This window comes from Rhizobium sp. BK316 (assembly GCF_014193695.1).
Classification (GTDB): domain Bacteria; phylum Pseudomonadota; class Alphaproteobacteria; order Rhizobiales; family Rhizobiaceae; genus Rhizobium.
In genome coordinates, this window is record NZ_JACHZR010000001.1 from 1486391 (window position 1) to 1504631 (window position 18241).

Below are 18241 nucleotides of genomic sequence, written 5' to 3' on the forward strand. Positions count from 1 at the left end.
CGGGTTTCTCCTCAATGTCCGGCAGCATGCGAGCGAAGGCGCGGATCGAGCCAGCCGTAGAGCAGATCGACGACGAGGTTCGATACGACCATGGCGACGGCGATGATCAGCAGGATGCATTGCACGACCGCGAGATCGCGATTGGTGACCGAGACCACCAGCAGGCGACCGATGCCGGGCCAGGAAAAGATCGATTCCACCACGACGGCGCCCGCAATCAGCGAGCCGACCATGAAGCCGACGATGGTGACGATCGGCACCGCCGCATTGGGCAATGCATGGTTCCAGACCACGTCGCGCCATGTCAGCCCCTTGGCCGAGGCCGTGCGGATATAGGGCTGGCCCATCACCTCGATCATCGCGCTGCGCGAAAAGCGGGCGAGAATGCCGATGCCGCCGATGCTCATGGTCAGCGTCGGCAATATGCCGTGCACCCAGGTATCCTGGCCGCCCGAGGGCAGCCAGCCGAGGATGACCGAGAAGACCAGCACGAGCAGCAGACCCATGACGAAGGAGGGAATGGTGAAGCCGAGGACGGCGAGCAGGATGACGCCGCGGTCGGAAAAGCTCTGCCGGTGCAGCGCCGCGTAGACGCCGGAGGGAATGCCGAAGACGAGCTTGAGGATGAGCGCCGGGATGGTCAATTGCAGCGTCGCCGGCACGCGTTCCAGCACCAGGTCGAGGGCGGACGCCTTGTCGCGCATCGAGACGCCGAAGTCGCCCGTGAAGATCGACTTGAGATAGGCGAGATATTGAATCCAGAGCGGCTGGTCGAGGCCCCATGCCCTACGGAAGGCGTCGACCGCCTCCTTCGGCACGTCAGGCCCGAGCATGACAGTCGCGGGATCGCCCGACATGCGCAACACGACGAAGGCGAAGGTGACGACCGCCATGATGGTCAGCATTGCACGGAACAGGCGCACGAGAACGAAACGGATCATGGAACCCTCCCCTATGCCGCGACCGGCGTGGTTTCGCCCGCCACGACATGGCAGGCGGCGGTACGGCCCTCGCCGATATCTTTGAGTTCCGGCACGACGGAACGGCAGATGTCCCGCGCCAGCGGACAGCGGGGGTGGAAGGCGCAGCCGGAGGGGCGGCTCGCCGGGTTCGGCGGCTCGCCCTGCAGGATGACGCGGCCTTCGAGCGGCTTGCCGGGAATGGGCACGCTGGAGACCAGCGCCTTTGTGTACGGGTGCTGCGGCGTGCGGAAAATGGCGTCGGAAGAAGCCTCCTCGACGATGCGGCCGAGATACATGACCGCGACACGGTCGGCGATGTTGCGCACCACCTTCAGGTCGTGGCTGATGAAGAGCATGGCGATGCCGCTTTTCTCCTGCAGGTCGCGCATCATGTTGACCACCTGCGCCTGGATGGAGACATCGAGCGCCGAGACCGGCTCGTCGCAGACGAGCAGTTTTGGCCGCGAAGCCAACGCCCGGGCGATCACCGCGCGCTGCCGCTGGCCGCCCGAAAGTTCGTGGGGATAGCGGTCGGCCTGGTCTTCACGTAGGCCGACGGCCCGCATCAGTTCCGTCACGCGCGGCGCCTGGTGCTCTTTCGGAATGAGCTTGTGGATCTCCAGTGGCTCGGCGATCTGGCTGGCAATCGTCACGCGGCGGTCGAGCGCGGCAAGCGGGTCCTGGAAGACGAACTGCATCTTTGCGCGGAGCGCCCGCCACTCCGCGGTATTGCGCGCCGGTATGGCCCGCCCCTGGAAGCGCACGCTGCCTTCCTGCGCGTCATCGATGCCGAGCAGCATGCGCCCGAGCGTCGATTTGCCGGAGCCGGATTCGCCGACGATCCCGAGTGTTTCGCCCGGCATGACCGAGAGCGAAACGCCGTCTACGGCGCGCACCGGCGTCGGGCGGCCGAAAAGGCCGCGGCGGATCTGATAGATGCGGACGAGATCACGGGCTTCGATAAGCGGCGTCATTGCAGCAGGCCTTCGGCGATACGTGACTTCAGGGTCTCGGCAGCAGCTGCGACCGGCACCGGCCGCGTGCAGGCGAGCTTGCGGCCGCCATCGAGGGAAAGGAGCGGCGGGCGCTCGCTGCGGCAGGCCTCGACGGCGCGCGAACAGCGCGGCGAGAAGGAACAGCCTTCCGGCAGATGTTTCGGATTGGGAACGGTGCCGGGAATGGGGATCAGCCGTTCGCGGCCGCCGTCGAGGCGCGGAATGGCGTCGAACAAGCCGCGCGTATAGGGGTGGCGCGGCTCGGAGAACAGCTGTTCGACACTGCCCTCCTCCACGATGCGCCCGGCATACATGACGCAGACGCGCTCGCAGACCTGGCTGACGGCGCCGAGATCGTGGCTGATGAAAACCGTCGCCATGCCGGTTTCGGCGCGAAGGCGGATCAGGAGATCGAGGATCTGCTCCTGGATCGTCGCATCGAGCGCGGTGGTCGGTTCGTCGGCGATCAGAAGATCGGGCTCACCGGCAAGCGCCATGGCGATCATCAGGCGCTGGCACTGGCCGCCGGAAAACTCATGCGGATAGAGATCGAAGCGGCGGCGCGCATCGGGAATGCCGACCATGTCGATCAGCCTGAGGGCCTCGGCCTTTGCTGCCTCACCGCGCAGCCCCCGATGAACCGAGAGCGCTTCCGATATCTGCCGGCCGATGCGCAGCACCGGATTGAGCGAGCTGGACGGATCCTGAAAGATCATGGCGATGCGGCTGCCGCGCACGCTTTCGAGCACCGTGCGCGATCCCCCGACGAGCTCGTTGCCCTCCAGCTGCACCGAGCCTAAAACACTGGCCTTGCCCGGCAGCAGGCCGAGCGCCGCAAGCCAGGTGACCGACTTGCCGCAGCCGGATTCGCCGACGAGGCCGAGCGCCTCGCCCCTGGCGACGTCGAGATCGATGCCGTGGAGAACCTGCACGCCGTCGAAGGCGACCGTCAGGTCACGCAGTTCCACGAGATTGGAGCCGGTCGTGCCCATCTTTCATCCCCGCTCTTTGCTTGCACCAAAAAGAGGATCTCCGGCGGCCCTTCAGCCGCCGGAGATCGGAGTGACGAGCCGATCAGATCGACCAGTTGGTGGCGCGGAAGTCCATGGCGAAGGCCGGAGCGGCCTTCCACTTCAGCGACGACTTCATGCCGGTGAAGACAGCATTCTGGTGCAGGACCTGATAGACCGGGTCTTCGCGCTCGGCGATTTCCAGCATGCGGGCGATCGCCTTCTTGCGCAGCGCGCGGTCGGTGGAGGTTTCCATGACGACGGCGAGCTTGTTCATCTCCGCGTTCGTCCAGTCCTTCTTCTGCTGCACTTCGCCGTTCGGGCCAAACTGCACGACCATCGGCGTGATCGGGTCGTTGATCGAGTTGCCGGCCGACCAGTCGCGCACGCCCTTGATGCCCTGGGGATCGTGGATCTGCGCCCAGTTTTCCTTCATCTCGATCTCGACGTTGAGGCCGACCTGTTTCCACATCTCGACCATGATCTGGCCGTTGGCCGTCTGGTTCGTGTAGTAGTTGTTGAGCAGGCGGTAGGGGATCGCATCGCCCTTGTAATTGGCCTGCTTCAAGAGGTCCCTGGCGAGCGCCGGATCGAATGCCGGGGGCGCCCAGCCATCGATGAACATGTCGCTGTTGCGGAAGGATTCGAATTGCAGGCCGGCCGGGATCACCGTCTTGCCGGCCCACAGCGCATCGACGATCGCCTGGCGGTCGATGGCATGCGTCATGGCGCGGCGCACGAGCGGGTTGGCAAGGATCGGGTTCTGCGTGTTGAAGACCGAAACGCGGTGGTTCCAGATCGTCGAGTTCTGGACCTCATAGCCGGGAGCGGCCTGCACGGCGGCGATCTGATCCGGCGGCAGGTCGCAGGCGAAGTCGTATTCGCCAGACAAAAGGCCGTTGACGCGCGAGGCGACTTCCGGGACTTCGACGAAGCGGATCTGCTCCAGCGGCGGGCGGCCTCCCCAATATTCGTCGAAGGCAACGAGGGTCAGCGACACGTCCGGCTTGTATTCGCCGACCATGTAGGGGCCGGTTGTGATCGGCTTGCGCGACCATTCGGTGAAGCTGGCAGCCTCATCCCAGGCGCGGCGGTTGGCGATCTGGCTACCGCCGGAATAGAGACGGCCTTCGAGCGTGACGTCAGGCGTCGTGTTGTGCAGGCGCACGGTGTACTTGTCGACGATCTCGATACCGGCGAGCGCCGGCCACAGACGACGACCGACGCCGGGCACGGTTGCCGGCAGTTCCTTGGCGGTGGCCGGCTTGTGGTCGGCTTCGAAAATGGTCTTGCCGCCGACCGGCTCCGTATTACCGAACACGCGCTCCTTGGAGAAGGAGAAGGCGACATCCTCGGCGGTCAGTTCGTCGCCGTTGTGGAACTTGACGCCCTGGCGCAGCTTCAGTTCCAGCGTCTTGTCGTCGATGCGCTTCCATTCGGTCGCAAGACCCGGAACCGGACCCTGATTGCCCATCCAGTCGCGCAGGATCAGACCTTCCCAGAGGTTGGGATAGAAGATGCGCTCGCCGACGTTGGACTGCTCGTGATAGACGTCGAGCGAATTGTTGTTGGTGATCTTCTGCACCGCAATGGTGATGGAAGGACGCTTGGCCTGGCTGAAGGCCATGCGCGGCAGAATGAGCGTGCCGGCGGTGGCGCCGAGAAGGCCGAGCGCGCCGCGTCGATTGATCGAAAGCATCGGAAACTCCTTGTGTCTTGACCGACGGGCTCCCCGGCTCGCGGCCCTGGTTCTTAGGATCGGCTCCATGTCGCCTGAACGACGGCTTCATGAAGTTTCGGTTACAGCCGCCCGTCGCGGATGCCGCGAAGAGCGATTCCAGCGCGCGAAAGCAGCCGCCCTCGCGAGATCAGCCAGCGGTCTCCACCGCCGGATTCCCTTCAGAAGAGGCCTGTTCTTTTTCAGAAGACGTCCGTTCCTCTTCAGAAGACGAAAGCGCCGCAAGAGCGAGCGCCAGTTCCCCCGCCCCCTCGACCGTTCGCAAGGCCCCCGCCGCCTTCAGCGCCTCGTGCCGTCCGCTGCGCGGATCGGCCGGATCGACAAAGCCGATCGCCGCCATGCCGGCCGCCACAGCACCCGTAATCCCGAGCGTGCTGTCGTCGATGACAAGGCAGCGGTGCGGTACCACGCCGAGATTTTCAGAGCAGAGAAGGAAAAGGTCAGGCGCAGGCTTGGGCTTCGCCACCATCTCAGCGCTGTAGATATGCGGCGCAAATTCCGTCCACAGATCCAGAAGACCGAGGCTGCGGCGCAGCCGCTCCATGTCGCTGTTGGACGCGACGCATTTGCGCTGCTTCACATCCCGCACCAGCTTTTCCATGCCGGCCATCGGCTGCAGCGAACGGGAAAATTCCTCGTAGAGCGCGCGACCGGCATCGGCAAAGACCTGGTCCGGATCGGCAAGGCCGAGCTCTTCCCTGCAGAGGCGGCGGCCGCCTCGCCCGAAAGACCGGTGAAGCGGCGGTGAACCTCAGCGCTGCTCAAGGGAACGCCGGCGCGCTGCAGAGCCTGCGCCAGTGTGCCGCTTGCCACCGGCTCGCTGTCGATCAATACGCCGTCGCAATCGAAGATCAGAAGTTCTATCGTCATGCTAAGGGCATTACGTTACATTTGTTACACCTATGTGATATTTGTAACGACAGCGAATTCAGGATAAAGATTTATGGATTTTAGTGAGCTGAAAATCCGGGCGGCCTGGCTCTACCACGTGGAGGGATTGACCCAGGCGCAGATCGCCGAGCGGATGAACCTCACCCGTCGCAGGGTGAACGAGTTTCTGGCCGCAGCCCTCGAGGAAGGCATCGTCAGGGTGAGCTTCGCCTCGCCGCTTGCCGCCGGAATGGAGCTCGAATCGCGCCTACAGGAACGTTTCGGCCTGGAGGCAGCGATCGTCGTGCCCACCCCGGCCGATCCGCAGCTTTTGCACCAGGCGGTCGGCCGTGGTGCCGCCGCCTATCTCGACCGGCTGATCCAGGCCCGCAAGCCCCGCTCCATCGGCGTCGGCTGGGGGGCGACACTCAGGGAAACCGTCATTCACATGACGCCGGCAAACGAGCCCGAGATCGAGGTACGCTCGATGATGGGCGGGCTGACGCGCGGTTCGGAGATCAACACGTTCGAGATCGTGCGCGCCTTCGCGCAGGGCCTGAAGGCGCAATGCCATTATTTCGCAGCACCTATCTATGCAGAGAGCCCGCATTCGCGCGAGGCGATCATTTCGCAATCCGTCTTCCAGCGGATCTTCTGGCAGACCTGCGAGGTCGATATTTCGTTTCTAAGCGTCGGAGACATGACACGGCAATCCCTGCAGGTGCGCTACGGCCTGCCGCCCGGAACCGATGTCAGCGACCTCATCGCCGTCGGCGCCGTCGGCGACTTGCTCGGCCGCTATATCGACGCCGAGGGACGCCCCGTCGCCCATCCGCTGAACGCCCAGGTACTCGCCCCCGATCTTGCCGACTACCGCAAGATCCCCTGCCGCATCGTCGCCTCCGGCGGATCCCACAAACACGCCATTCTCACCGCCACCATGCACGCCGGACTCGCAACCGCGCTGATCACGGATGAGGAGAGCGCAAGGGCGTTGCTGGCGGGCGGATGAGGTGAGGTGCGTGCCTGCGTCTATGGGAGGCGACCGAGATTGATACGGCCTGCCTTGATATGGCGGATGATCTCATCGGTGGTGCCGCTTTCAATATGCAGGCGGATATCGGGATAGTTGCGGCCAATGCGCGCAAGGAACGCCGGTTAGGAGCTTGAGCTGCTGGAGATCCACGTTGAATGCTCCAACTTTTGATGTGCGATACGTAGAGGCCCGCAGGTCGATGCTGCTTCTCTCCGCCATACGTGACAATGCCGATAGAGACGACGCCGCAGCGCCCGAATGTATGTGAAAAGCGTCAAGAGGATCGACATGTGGACTTCAGGCAGTACATCCTGAGGTCTCCTCCACAAGACCGGCGCAATCTGAAAAACCACTATCTCGTCAGTGGAGTGGCATTGACCGCGACACGTTCTGCGATAATTATTCGGCAATCCCTAAATTAGAGATGCCATTTGAATCACATCAAAATCAAGCGGGTGCAGTTGGACTAGCAGTCGTCTCTCAGAGGACTTTACAGAAGGGGAGGAAAGGATGCCGGACGGCGACGCGACACAGTTTGCTTCTGTCGAAACCTATCTCCTTGCCAATACCGACGAGCTCGTCTCTCTTTATGACGAGAGCTTTCATCTTACCGAATGCTCAGCAAGGCATCGGCAAACGCATGCCGTCGATTCCCTGGTCGATGCCACCTTGTGGCATGTTTATCCGGAGCTTTTAGCCCCTTCGACGAAATCTGCGGTCGAACTCGTACTTTCGAGTGGATTGCCGCGAAACGTCGAGATCGCAAACGCAAAGACTGGAGATCAGCGTACACTCACAGTTTTCCGCAGCCCTCGCGGCTTGGGTGTTGTCGAGGCGGACGGCGATTCGAACTTGCGCGGGACTTATAGCCAGGCTGAAAATGACCGTGCGCTTCTTTTTCATCAGGCTACCCACGATGTTTTGACCGGACTGCCAAACCGACGGCAATTCAGCGATCAATTGCGGAGCGCTTTGCCGGTATCAAAGGGGGTAAAGTTCGCCCTCATGCAGATCGACCTCGATGATTTTAAACCGGTCAATGACACATTGGGCCACGGTGCGGGCGATACCGTCCTGAAGATGGCGGCCGAACGGATAAGGAACGTGCTTGGGGAGCAGGAATTCGCTTATCGGTTGGCCGGTGACGAGTTCGCGGTCATCCAGCGGAGAGCCAATCAGCCTCGGGAGGCGGAGCGCCTGGCAGAAGCGCTCGTCGGTGCGTTCAGGGAACCGTTCACGGTCGAGGGCATTAATGTCTTTGTCGGCGCAAGCGTCGGGATTGCCGTTGCCCCGGCGGATGGAAACGAATTCGAACAGCTCATGAAAGCGGCAGACATTGCGCTCTATGCGGCCAAAAAGGACGGCAGGCACAGGGCAAGGAAGTTTAACCGCTCCATGCTCATGGTTCTGGAACAGCGGGAAACGCTGCGTCGCAGTTTGCGGACCGCCCTTAAAGAGGGCCAGTTCTTCATCGAATATCAGCCACTCGTACAACCTCCTTTTTCGATCGTCGGCTTCGAAGCACTGCTACGATGGCATCATCCTGTCGTTGGCATCATCCCGCCCAGTATCTTCATCCCCATGGCTGAGACGGACGGTTTGATGAGCGAAATCGGTCAATGGGTCCTTGAACAGGCTTGTCGGGAAGCAATGTCGTGGCCAGCCCATTTCACAGTTGCTGTCAATCTTTCACCGGCGGAGTTTCTGCACGCAGGCCTTACCGATCGCATTGCTCAAACCTTGGACCTCGTTGGCATCCGCGCCGACCGGCTTGAACTCGAGATCACCGAGTCTGTGCTGTTGGAGCGTACAATCAACAATCTCGACACCCTCAATACGTTAAAAGTGCTGGGAGTGCAGATTTCGCTCGACGATTTCGGGACCTACTATTCGTCGCTCAGCTACCTGAAAAACTTCCCCTTCGATACGATCAAAATCGACCAGTATTTCATCAATGATCTTGAGGTCGACGACAAGAGCCAGACGATCGTCCAATCCATTATCGCACTCGCCCATGGACTTGGCATGAGCGTCACTGCCGAGGGTGTGGAAACAGCAGAGCAAGCCGCTTGGCTTAACAAAGCAGAATGTGATCGGCTGCAGGGGCATTTCCTGAACAAGCCGATGTCCGCCGAAGAAATCGGCGCGTTCCTCGGCAAGCTTATGCCACCCGCCTCCCTTGGGAGCTTCTCGATCTCCGGCCGAACGCCACCTTTGGATCCTAGGAGAATGTGAATATCATTTTTTTGAACTCCCTCGGAGCGGATATGGGGAGGAGGAAACGGTATGCATGCAGCCAGCGACAAGTCAGCGGAAGTGGCGTTCAAGCCACTCCTCCAGTTCGAGATGGACATGGCGGCCTTTCTTTCCGACTGGCAGCATTGCGATCAACTGTCGACCTTCATGGCACGGATGATCAGTCACAATCGCACCGATCCCATTCGGCATTCGAATTTCTTCTCGTTTGCCCTCAATGAACTGCTGGAAGTATCGTTCCGCGGTGGTTCTCCGCAGGGTTTGATAGACTGCACAGTCTATCGACGCGATGCGACGGAACGTGTGAGGCTCAGTTTCGCCTGCCCTGCCGGACAGCGAGAATTCTATCGCGAGGCAGTGTCGAAGACTCATCAGAAAGATGCAATCGCGCGTTATCTCAGTGCCATTTCAATGGATCAGACGCCAAACAAGGAAGTCATTCTTCTCGATCTGGCAATCAATTTCGATGCCCGCCTGCATCTGGAGGAACCCGCTCCGGCATCCATAACATTGGTGGTCGACCTGCCGCTTGAAGGAAGCATACGTTGAGCACAACACCCTTCCATGCAGAATTCGACTCCAACAGCCAGGAATTCGTCCTGTCTGGCGTGATCCGACCGCATTCCGTCGATGAGATCGCCGCCAGCATTTTCATGCTCAAGGAGGCTGTCGATGATGTTCGAGGGGTTCTCTACATCAATGTAAGGCGCCTCGTTCAGATGAATAACACAGCCTTTCAGGCCTTTACTCGCGTTGTGCTGGACACCTGCCGAACAAGATCCGATCTTCGTGTCGTGGTCGTGACGTCAAGCGTCGTCGGCTGGACCGAACGCATGTTCAAGCACTTGAGCAGCATCGAGCCGCGGGTAACGGTGGAGGTCTATGATTCCGGATTTTACCCCGGCCAGAGCTTCGTTGAGGATACGAGCTTCATTCCGATATTGCGCACGCAAACCAAGATGACCTGGCGCCACGAGCGCACGATCCTCCCCCGTCACGGCATGCGGCCAGGGATTGTGATGGCCGATATCTGCTGTGGCATCGGCGATTTCGCCTCGCTGGTCAAAAAAGAGTTCCAGCCAACGCGGATCGTGGCGCTCGACCACTCCAGGGCAAGTCTTGCCTATGCACGCGAGATGGCCGCCAGCTTCGATGTTGCCGATATCGAATATACTTACGGCGACGCCTGCGAAATGCTGCTCGAAGACAACCAGTTCGACCTGGTGACCTGCCGCCATTCGCTTCAGATATTCAACCGGCCGGATGTGCTTCTGAAAGAGCTCTTCCGGATCTGCAAACCGGGCGGGCGGGTATACATAACCAACGAGAAAAATTCGCACTGCCTAGGAGAACCCCGCTCGCAAAGCATCCAATGGACGTATCATGAAGTCGCAAAGCTGTTCAGCCACTTCGAAATGGACGTGGAACTCGGCCCGAAAAGTCGCAGATATCTCGCCGACGCCGGCTTTGACGATATTCTCGTCGAGTCCTTCATGGTCACCAATCTCGATGGAGACCCGCAGGATTTTGCCGACGTCATCGCGGCCTGGGAAACTGTTTATGCCGGAGAAATGGCTGTCAAGCGGGGAGATTCTTCCGAATTCATTGAACGTTTCCGCCAGGGATTCAGGGACCACATCTTTGCAGCCCTTCATCCGAAGGGCTATGCCGGCTGGCCAATCTGGGCGGCGTCCGGACGCAAACCGTCATGAGCACAGCCGCTCGACAGATCGCGCGTTTTGGCTTGAACTCGTTTCGCGCAAAGTTCGTCCTCGTCGTCGGCAGCGCCGTGCTCTTCGACCTGCTGGTGACCGGAGGCCTGGCGCTTTGGAACGTGCAAAGGCTCTCTCGTGATGCCGCCGCGGAAGTCGGCCAAGGTTTGGAGGAAGCCAATCAGGGCTACATCCGCTCCTACGCGGAAACAACGGCCGAACACGTCAACCTGCTCCTGAGCCAAGTCCATTCCGACGTCAGCACATTGGCCGGCGTTCTTCAGGCGCAGATCGATCTCCCCTTGAGAGAAGCGCAGATCGGCCAGGCGATGGCTCTTGGTTCTCCAGGAACCACCCAGGTCGTTTACGATGCGAAAGGAGGATGGGCTCAGAACCTGCCCGGTTCGCCTTCCGTCGTCAGCGTCTGGGGATATCTCCTGGGATCTGATTACCTCCCATTGCCGGAGGTCCAGAGGGACATCGAAAACAGTGCAGTCCTCGACCTGGTTGCGCCAAGTCTCCTGTCGGACGGTCTGTCGAAGCTTCAGATGTATTATATCGGCCCGAGGGAGCGTCCAATCTTCAGGACAGCGCCCTACACGGCCCAGGCCCAGACCTTCGACAAGCTCTATCCCGGCCATAACAACGCGGAATTCTGGACCTTCTTTTTTCCCGGGCTTTACGAGTCCTGGGAGGAATGGGGCAAGGACAGAGGACAGCGGCCAGTCAATAGTGACATCACTCAGACGGCTCCTTACACAGATGCAATCACGGGAAAGCTCATTGTCAGCTTTTTTCAACCACTCTGGTCCCCTGATCGGACGAAAGTCGCAGGCGCTGCCGGAACGGATATCACGCTCGACCAGCTGGCTGGAATCGTGGAGAGCGTCAAAGTTGCCAACAGCGGCTTCGGATTTCTGGCCATGTCGGACGGCAACGTGGTTGCCATCAATCCGACGGGCGAGAAAATTATTGGCCTGCGGGCATCGAACAATCAAGGCGGTGAAGGTGTCACGGGTCTCAACCGTTCACTGAAAGGGAGTGCGCAGCCAGAAGTCGCGCAATTACCGTTGGGGGAGGACGGGCTATTGCGGCATATTCGCCTTGATGAAAATGGCGAAAAGGTTCCCTATCTCGTCGTCTTGAAGCAGTTGCGGCCGACGAACCTTTGGGTTTCCGGCCCTGTCAGACGCGAAGCCATGCTGCTCGGCATCGTCGTGCCAGAGCGCGAGATTTATGCCTCGCTGTTTGCTGCCCAGGCCGGAATTTCACAGGCGACAAACCGGATTCTGATCTACCAGGTCCTGGCACTCCTCGTATCGCTGTGCTTTGTCATCGCCGCCGTTTTCGCCATATCGAAGCGCATCACCAAAGGCATCAGCTCGCTCGCCGAAGCCGCCAAACGCATTCAGGCCAAGGATTATTCCGTTCGGGTGGACATACCGACACGTGATGAGGTTGGAGAAGCTGGAGTGGCCTTCAACCGCATGGCGGAACAGATCAGTTTTCATACCGAAAATCTCGAGCAGCTCGTCGAGGACAGAACGAAGGAGATCGAAGAAGCGAACCAGCAGATCTCAAGCTTGAATACACAATTGCGCAGCGAAAACCTGCGCCTGGGGGCGGAGCTTGCGGTTGCGCGCCGCATCCAGATGATGGTTCTCCCCAAGGCCGGAGAATTGGAAGAAATTTCGGATCTGGAGATCGCGGCCTACATGCGGCCGGCCGACGAGGTCGGGGGCGACTACTACGATGTCTTGAGGGACGGAACGCGGCTGAAAATCGGTATCGGCGACGTTACCGGACACGGCCTGGAAAGCGGCGTACTGATGCTGATGGTTCAGTCGATTGCGCGGGCATTGCAGGAGGCCGGCGACATGGATCCCTCGCAATTTCTGAACAGAGTGAATCGGGCCATTTATAAAAATCTCGTCAGGACCAGCACGAACAAGCACCTTTCCCTCGCCTTCCTGGACTACGACGAAGGACGCCTGACACTTTCGGGCCAGCACGAGGAACTGATCGTCGTTCGCAAGTTCGGAAAGGTGGAGCGGATCGATACGCTTGACCTGGGCCTACCGATCGGCCTGGAACCCGATATATCGTCCTTCGTGGCGACACGCGAGGTGTCCTTTGACCGCGACGATCTAATCGTTCTGCATACGGATGGCGTCACGGAAGCCGAGGACCGCAACGGCGAACTCTTCGGCATCGAGCGGCTTTGCGAAAGCGCCGGTCGGCGATACGGCTTGAGCGCCGAGGACGTCAAGGCCGGGATCATCGAGGATTTGATGGCCCATATCGGCACGCAGAAGATCCATGATGACATCACACTCGTGGTTATGAGACACAGGTGAACGAATGACGACCCTGTATGGACTGGAAGATGTGGCGACTGGAACAGGCGAAAATGTCACGAGGTTGCGCCTTTTTGAGGGGCCTCTCGATCTTGGCTGGAAACATTGCGCGATCACGTCGGATTTCGTCGCCGAGGTCGTGGCCTTGCGCTACCGCACATCGCGTGGCCTCTACAGGGAGGTCCGGCACAATGTCAGTTATCTGACGAACGAGCTTGTCGAGAACGCGGTAAAATTCCGTGCAGCCGGCGAAATTGTCGTAGAGGCTTCGGTTGAGAATAATGTCTTCCGAGCCAAAGTCTCCAATCTTGTCGACGAGAAAACGTCCGAGCAGTTCCAGCATTTGCTTTCGGAAATCACGATAGGCGATCCGGGCGAGCTTCTCATCAAGCGAATTGAGGCGAATGCAATTGGCGCAAATGTAACGGGCTCAGGTCTCGGACTTCTGACCCTCATGAGCGATTATGGGGCTCACTTTGCATGGGTTTTTGGAGCCGAGGAGCCGGACGGCAGAATTCCGCTGGAGACCTATGCATCCATCACAGTTCCAGATGCAGCGAATTGACGGGAGAGGTCGATATGGAAATTAAGGAAGAAGAATATCGCGTCTGGTCGGAAGGTACGGAAATCTACTTCGATGGAATTATGCGCCTGCCCAGCACGGAGGCTTATGCGCCCATTTTTTCCCTTGTCGTGAATATTCTGGACGCCAAGCCGGACCGCGTCACCATCGACCTCACAGGGCTACAATTTCTCAATTCCTCCGGGATCAACCTGCTCGCGAAGCTCACGATTGAAGTCCGCAACAAGCCGAATGTTCAATTCACGGTGCGCGGAAGCTCAGAATATCCCTGGCAGTCGAAGTCCCTTCCGAACTTGAAGAAGTTGCACCCGGGAGTGGATCTCAGGCTTAGCTGAGGCAAGGCCTCTGCCACGACATCGGATCACCCTGCAAGCATTAGAGCGCCGTGCGTCCATTCGGACGCGCAAAGGACGCTCTAACTCTTTGAATCTACGCGTCAGGCTTCCGAAAATCGATTCCGATTTTCGGGCCGATGCTGTAGCCAATCGCCGATCGTTGTCCCATGACGCCGCGTGGAACGCGTAGCCGGGACAACCGGGCGCTCAGTTGCTACGGTTTTTCGGATTTCACGTGGGCTGAGCCCGAATTCGTGGCTGAAGGCGCGCGTAAAATTGGCTGCGGCGTCGAAACCGGCGGCCTCTGCAATCTCCGAGATCTGCCTGTTGTCGGCCGGATTACTGAGATCCGCATATGCCTGCAGCAATCGGCGTTTGCGAATGTAGTTAAAGACGCCCCCGCTCGCTTCGAACAATTGGTAGAGCCGCGTACGCGAGATGCCCAGCGCACGGCACAGGACGTCGGGCGTCAAATTGTCTGAATGGAGGTTGAGGTGAATGTAGCGGTGCGCCCGCTCCATCATTCCCATGTTGGTCTGGATCTGGCCCATATCCGGCCTTGTGGACGACGCGGCGCATGCGACGAGCATATCGGAAATCGTTTGTACGATCCGCGGCACTTCCCCCGCCGTCAGATTGCTCAGGTTCGTTTCCAGACCGGTAATATAGTTCCTGAGCAGTTCAGCCAGGCTACCGGACAGGAGCGTGTTGTTGGCACCCTGGAGAAGGCCCGCATTCGCAGCCAACAATTCATAGGGCAAGAAGATAAGTACAGCGACTGAATCAATGATCCGCCCGCGACAGGGACAACCGAGAGAGCTGAAAAACACCTCGCCGGGACCGGCCTCCGTTACGTGACGGCTGACCTCGGCCCAGACCCGGCCGCTGTGAAGCAGGCCGATGTTCCAGTGGTCGATCGGGCTCGATCGCAGCATGGCTTGATCGCGAACAAAGCTGTATGCCTGCGCGCGCTGCTGGATGATGAGTATGTCGCCGAGATGCCAGCCGATCTGTTCGGCAAGAAAGCCGTCGTCCGGGGATTTTTCGTCCGGTAGATGGACATCCACGAGCGGCGCCATGTGCGTGCGCCAGGCTTGAAATTGTTCTTTCGGCGGCAGATCCCGCGTCGAGAAACGCAAGGGCACCAGCGCAGGCGGAACACCCAAGCGGTGCTCTTTCTGTGCGGCCGGTTCACGCGGCCAGCGCCGCCGCTCCATGTGGGCCGGCCATTCCTGCCTCACGGGGAGGTCATCTCCAGATCCAGACTCCGTATCCATCCAATCCCTCCAGCGCTTAAGCCGATCCGGGCTGTTGAAATTGAGAGCAAACAATCGTTCTCGCGGCTGAAACCTCCGCACAGCCCCCTGAAAAGGAAGCGGCTGAACGTCACGTGTATAAGATACTTATCATATTCTTTTCCGAGCAGAAATGTACGGAACGATAATTTTCGGGATGCGAGGATAACGACAATTGCGTCCTTTTCCCGTATCTAAATAGGCAATGATTGACATCCGAAGATAGTTCGGAAATTCCAAAATATTCACGTACAGACGCAACGCAACTTCAGAGCGCCGTCACCGCGAAACGATAGTTATTCAAAAGAAAACACGTGAATATCGGAGGATAGTCGTGACTATCTGGAGAATATTCATGCACGCTCTGCACATGCTTCAGTCTGCGACAGAAATTCACGCTAAACAACCTTCAGTCATCAAGAGGAATTCTTGTCGCTAGTGATGCAGATTCCTCGGATCACATTTGTGCAAGACGCTCCTGACGCCGGATAGAGGGACATTGGTGGTTCGAGGGTTGTGCGCAGCAGAGGCGCCATCTGTGTCAAGGCGTAATGAGCCAACGCTTTGCACGCAACCCTTACCTATTCGACCCATTGGCGAATTTTCATACGAACCTGCCCTTTCATGTGGCAGAACGGAGGAGAAGATGACCACCACCGGCGACGATAAACACATCGCCGCTCAGGAAATCCGCGCGGTGCACAATGCGGCCCAGAGATCGTGCTTCCAGTCACGCCCCGATGGCACGGACACGTCCACGGGATAATCGACGGCGCCGATCCGCACCATTGCCGGCGGTGTACAGCGCACGCTTGCTTCGTGCCGTTCCCTGTCGCGATAGAGAACGGCTCCTCCGTGGTCGGTTTCGGAGAGCGTGATGATGGCGTCGAAATCGAAAGCCGGGTCGCGGGAAGGTCTTCCTTCCGCGAGACTGAGGTTTACGTGCCTGCCGTCGCCGAACGAGGCGGTGTGAAACACGGCATGGCCGGAGGCGGAAGATACCGACGCCGGCAGCGCACACAGGACCACAGACACGAGAATTCGGCGCATTTCCGCCTCCCACGGTCAATGCAGCGGAATAATCCTAGCACATCCATGCGCGTGTCGCGATAACGCAGCTACGCCACCGTCAGGGGCGAGCCATCGCCAGGCGAGGCGCCGCCCCTTCGGCAGCGGCCGGTTGAGCCGGGCATCGAACCTTCGCCACAGGCGAACGAAACTTCGGACATGTTCGCCGAGCCAGTTGTAGACGCTCGCTTCCGGATAGGGGCTGGGTTCCTTCATCAGCGTGTTTCCAGTTGGCTATCGGCGAGAATGACGTCGGCCGCCTTCTCGGCGATCATGTAGACGGCCGTGGCGAGGAAGTAGCCAGGTATGCGGGGAAAGACGGAGGCATCGACGACGCGCAGGCCCTCGATGCCGTGCACCCTGAAACGGCTGTCGAGCACGCCCCCACCCTCGCGGGGACCGATGGCGCAGGTGCCGCAGGCATGATGCCCCCAGGCGTTTTCCGCGACATAACAGCGAAGCGCCTCGTCGCTCTCGTTCTGCCGGCCTGGCTCTTCTTCGCTTGCGATGAGATCGTCCATCGCATCGTTGACCTTCCTGACGAAGCGGATGGCATGGACGACGGCATCGAGGTCGAGGTCGTAATTGCCGGTTCCCTCGAAGAAGGAATGAAACATGACGGCCGGCAGGACAGCGGGATCGGCACTTCTCAGCCGCACCGTTCCGCCCTGGTTTTCGGTATAGGCCTTGAGGATCGCCCAGGTCATGTAGTCCGGCTTGCGGATACGCTCGGAATAACCGGGATAATAGCCGCGGAAATCGGCAAGCAACGAAAAGCAGTGCAGGTCCGGCTCGCTCAGCGTGTCGCGGGATTTCAGCGTCAGGGAAAACATGACGCCGTTGCTGGTATAATTACCGATGCGGAACCTGCGCCACCGCCGGTAATGGGCGTCGCGGGTCGTGTAGGTGACGCCCTTCAGCGCCGACCAGGGTTCGTTCACCCGGCTGACGACGCCGACTTCGTAGCGGTCCTGCAGGTTCCGCCCGACGCCTGGCAGCGCCTCGACGACGGTAATCTTGTGCTCACCGAGATGGCCGGGATCGCCGATGCCTGAGAGCATTAGAAGCTGGGGCGAGGCGAAGGCGCCGCCGGCCAGGATGATCTCGCGGCCGGCCCGAATGACCTCCTCGCGCCCCTCCCCGTTCATGCAGCGGACCGTTACCGCCCGCTTGCCGTCGAATTCGATGCGCGTGACCGTGGTGTTCAGGCGAAGCGTCAGGCGGTCGGGATGCCGTTTCATCACGTCGAGCAGCCGCTCGCGCGGCCCGTGCCTGGTGTGGCGGCGCGTTGCGAGCGGAGTGACGCGCACGCCGCAGGCGCCGACGTTCCAATTGCGGTTATCGTTCGGGTCGATCTCGGTCGTCTCCCAATCGGAACCCCGCTTGCCGAAGGCATCGGCGGCGGCACCGACGCAGCGCAAGAGCGCCCGCCACAGTGGCCAGTCGCGCAAGACCCTGAGCGGCAGCGCCCGCTCCGTCGTCATCCACCCCCACCATCCATGGCCGGTCGGATTGAGGCCCGTTGCGGCGGCAAGCCAGCGCCACAGGAAGAAGCGGTAACGGCAGCGCTCGATACGCTCGAAATAGCCCTGCATATGCGAGGCCTTCCAGCTTTCGTCGCCGGTGATCGCAAAGATGTGGTTCCAGTCGCAATGATTGGGCCGGACGATGATCATCGCATGATGGGCGGTGCAGCCGCCGAGCCCGCGCACGCGCGGATAAAGCACGCCGTCCTTTTGCCTGGAGTAGCGCCAGTCGCGCTCCTGCATTTCCTGATTTTCGTAGTGGCGCACCCAATGGTTCTCGGCCATGCCGGGATGTTCCGAGGCAAAGGCGTGAAAGGCGGGTACGCGACAGGCATCGGCAAGCGGCATGTCGGAACTGTCGTCGGTCTTCGCCAGCGGATCGCCGCCGGCTTCGATGACGAGCACCGTGCGGCCCTCTTCGGCGAGCCGGGCGGCGACGACGGCGCCGCCTGCCCCGCTGCCGATGACGATATAATCGTGGGTCGGCGCGCCGGCCAT

General features: G+C 60.1%; 16 protein-coding genes and 1 pseudogene. 7 read left to right on the forward strand and 10 right to left on the reverse strand.

Going from position 1 to position 18241, the window contains the following annotated elements:
* Positions 1–11: 11 nt before the first annotated feature.
* The 6 genes and pseudogenes from FHT87_RS06680 to FHT87_RS31500 all read right to left on the reverse strand — a co-directional run bounded on the left by FHT87_RS06680 (position 12) and on the right by FHT87_RS31500 (position 5575).
* Positions 12–941, reverse strand: coding sequence for an ABC transporter permease (locus FHT87_RS06680; RefSeq protein ID WP_183800442.1), 930 nt, complete (start codon positions 939–941; stop codon positions 12–14).
* Between the two features lie 11 nt (positions 942–952).
* A complete protein-coding gene (locus FHT87_RS06685; RefSeq protein ID WP_183726528.1) occupies positions 953–1936 on the reverse strand; it encodes an ABC transporter ATP-binding protein in 984 nt (327 codons plus the stop codon).
* Positions 1933–2949 (reverse strand): ABC transporter ATP-binding protein, encoded by a 1017-nt coding sequence (locus FHT87_RS06690; RefSeq protein WP_183726530.1) that lies wholly within the window; start codon positions 2947–2949, stop codon positions 1933–1935. The genes FHT87_RS06685 and FHT87_RS06690 overlap by 4 nt, the downstream gene beginning before the upstream one ends.
* An 82-nt stretch (positions 2950–3031) precedes the next feature.
* Positions 3032–4666, reverse strand: a complete 1635-nt coding sequence (locus FHT87_RS06695) for an ABC transporter substrate-binding protein (RefSeq protein WP_183726532.1) — start codon at positions 4664–4666, stop codon at positions 3032–3034.
* 169 nt (positions 4667–4835) lie between these two features.
* A pseudogene (locus FHT87_RS06700) lies at positions 4836–5363 on the reverse strand (HAD-IA family hydrolase); the annotation flags it as partial.
* A complete protein-coding gene (locus tag FHT87_RS31500) occupies positions 5282–5575 on the reverse strand; it encodes an HAD hydrolase-like protein (protein ID WP_348649354.1) in 294 nt (97 codons plus the stop codon). The gene FHT87_RS31500 and the pseudogene FHT87_RS06700, both read right to left, overlap by 82 nt.
* A 73-nt stretch (positions 5576–5648) precedes the next feature.
* Between FHT87_RS31500 and FHT87_RS06705 the strand changes: the two genes are divergently transcribed.
* From FHT87_RS06705 to FHT87_RS06735, 7 genes are all read left to right on the forward strand, one after another.
* Positions 5649–6587: a sugar-binding transcriptional regulator gene (locus FHT87_RS06705; protein ID WP_183726536.1), complete on the forward strand. Its 939-nt coding sequence runs from the start codon at positions 5649–5651 to the stop codon at positions 6585–6587.
* A 534-nt stretch (positions 6588–7121) separates the two neighbouring features.
* Complete coding sequence (locus tag FHT87_RS06710) at positions 7122–8846, forward strand: EAL domain-containing protein (protein WP_183726539.1); 1725 nt, start codon at positions 7122–7124, stop codon at positions 8844–8846.
* Between the two features lie 51 nt (positions 8847–8897).
* The gene (locus FHT87_RS06715) at positions 8898–9416 is read left to right on the forward strand and encodes a ubiquinone biosynthesis methyltransferase UbiE (RefSeq protein ID WP_183726541.1); all 519 of its coding nucleotides are present in this window, start codon (positions 8898–8900) and stop codon (positions 9414–9416) included.
* A complete protein-coding gene (locus FHT87_RS06720; protein WP_183726543.1) occupies positions 9413–10579 on the forward strand; it encodes a class I SAM-dependent methyltransferase in 1167 nt (388 codons plus the stop codon). The genes FHT87_RS06715 and FHT87_RS06720 overlap by 4 nt, the downstream gene beginning before the upstream one ends.
* The gene (locus FHT87_RS06725) at positions 10576–12936 is read left to right on the forward strand and encodes a SpoIIE family protein phosphatase (RefSeq protein ID WP_183726545.1); all 2361 of its coding nucleotides are present in this window, start codon (positions 10576–10578) and stop codon (positions 12934–12936) included. Before FHT87_RS06720 ends, FHT87_RS06725 begins: the two co-directional genes overlap by 4 nt.
* Before the next feature lie 4 nt (positions 12937–12940).
* Positions 12941–13501, forward strand: coding sequence for an ATP-binding protein (locus FHT87_RS06730; protein ID WP_183726547.1), 561 nt, complete (start codon positions 12941–12943; stop codon positions 13499–13501).
* Positions 13502–13515: 14 nt separating this feature from the next.
* Positions 13516–13854 (forward strand): hypothetical protein, encoded by a 339-nt coding sequence (locus FHT87_RS06735; RefSeq protein WP_132657391.1) that lies wholly within the window; start codon positions 13516–13518, stop codon positions 13852–13854.
* A 101-nt stretch (positions 13855–13955) separates the two neighbouring features.
* Here FHT87_RS06735 and FHT87_RS06740 read toward each other — a convergent pair whose 3' ends face one another.
* The 4 genes from FHT87_RS06740 to FHT87_RS06755 form a co-directional block, all read right to left on the reverse strand.
* Complete coding sequence (locus FHT87_RS06740) at positions 13956–15131, reverse strand: helix-turn-helix domain-containing protein (RefSeq protein WP_183726549.1); 1176 nt, start codon at positions 15129–15131, stop codon at positions 13956–13958.
* 699 nt (positions 15132–15830) lie between these two features.
* Positions 15831–16199, reverse strand: coding sequence for a hypothetical protein (locus tag FHT87_RS06745; protein WP_183726551.1), 369 nt, complete (start codon positions 16197–16199; stop codon positions 15831–15833).
* 15 nt (positions 16200–16214) lie between these two features.
* Positions 16215–16433 (reverse strand): hypothetical protein, encoded by a 219-nt coding sequence (locus FHT87_RS06750; protein ID WP_183727345.1) that lies wholly within the window; start codon positions 16431–16433, stop codon positions 16215–16217.
* The gene (locus FHT87_RS06755) at positions 16433–18241 is read right to left on the reverse strand and encodes a GMC family oxidoreductase (RefSeq protein ID WP_183800445.1); all 1809 of its coding nucleotides are present in this window, start codon (positions 18239–18241) and stop codon (positions 16433–16435) included. The genes FHT87_RS06750 and FHT87_RS06755 overlap by 1 nt, the downstream gene beginning before the upstream one ends.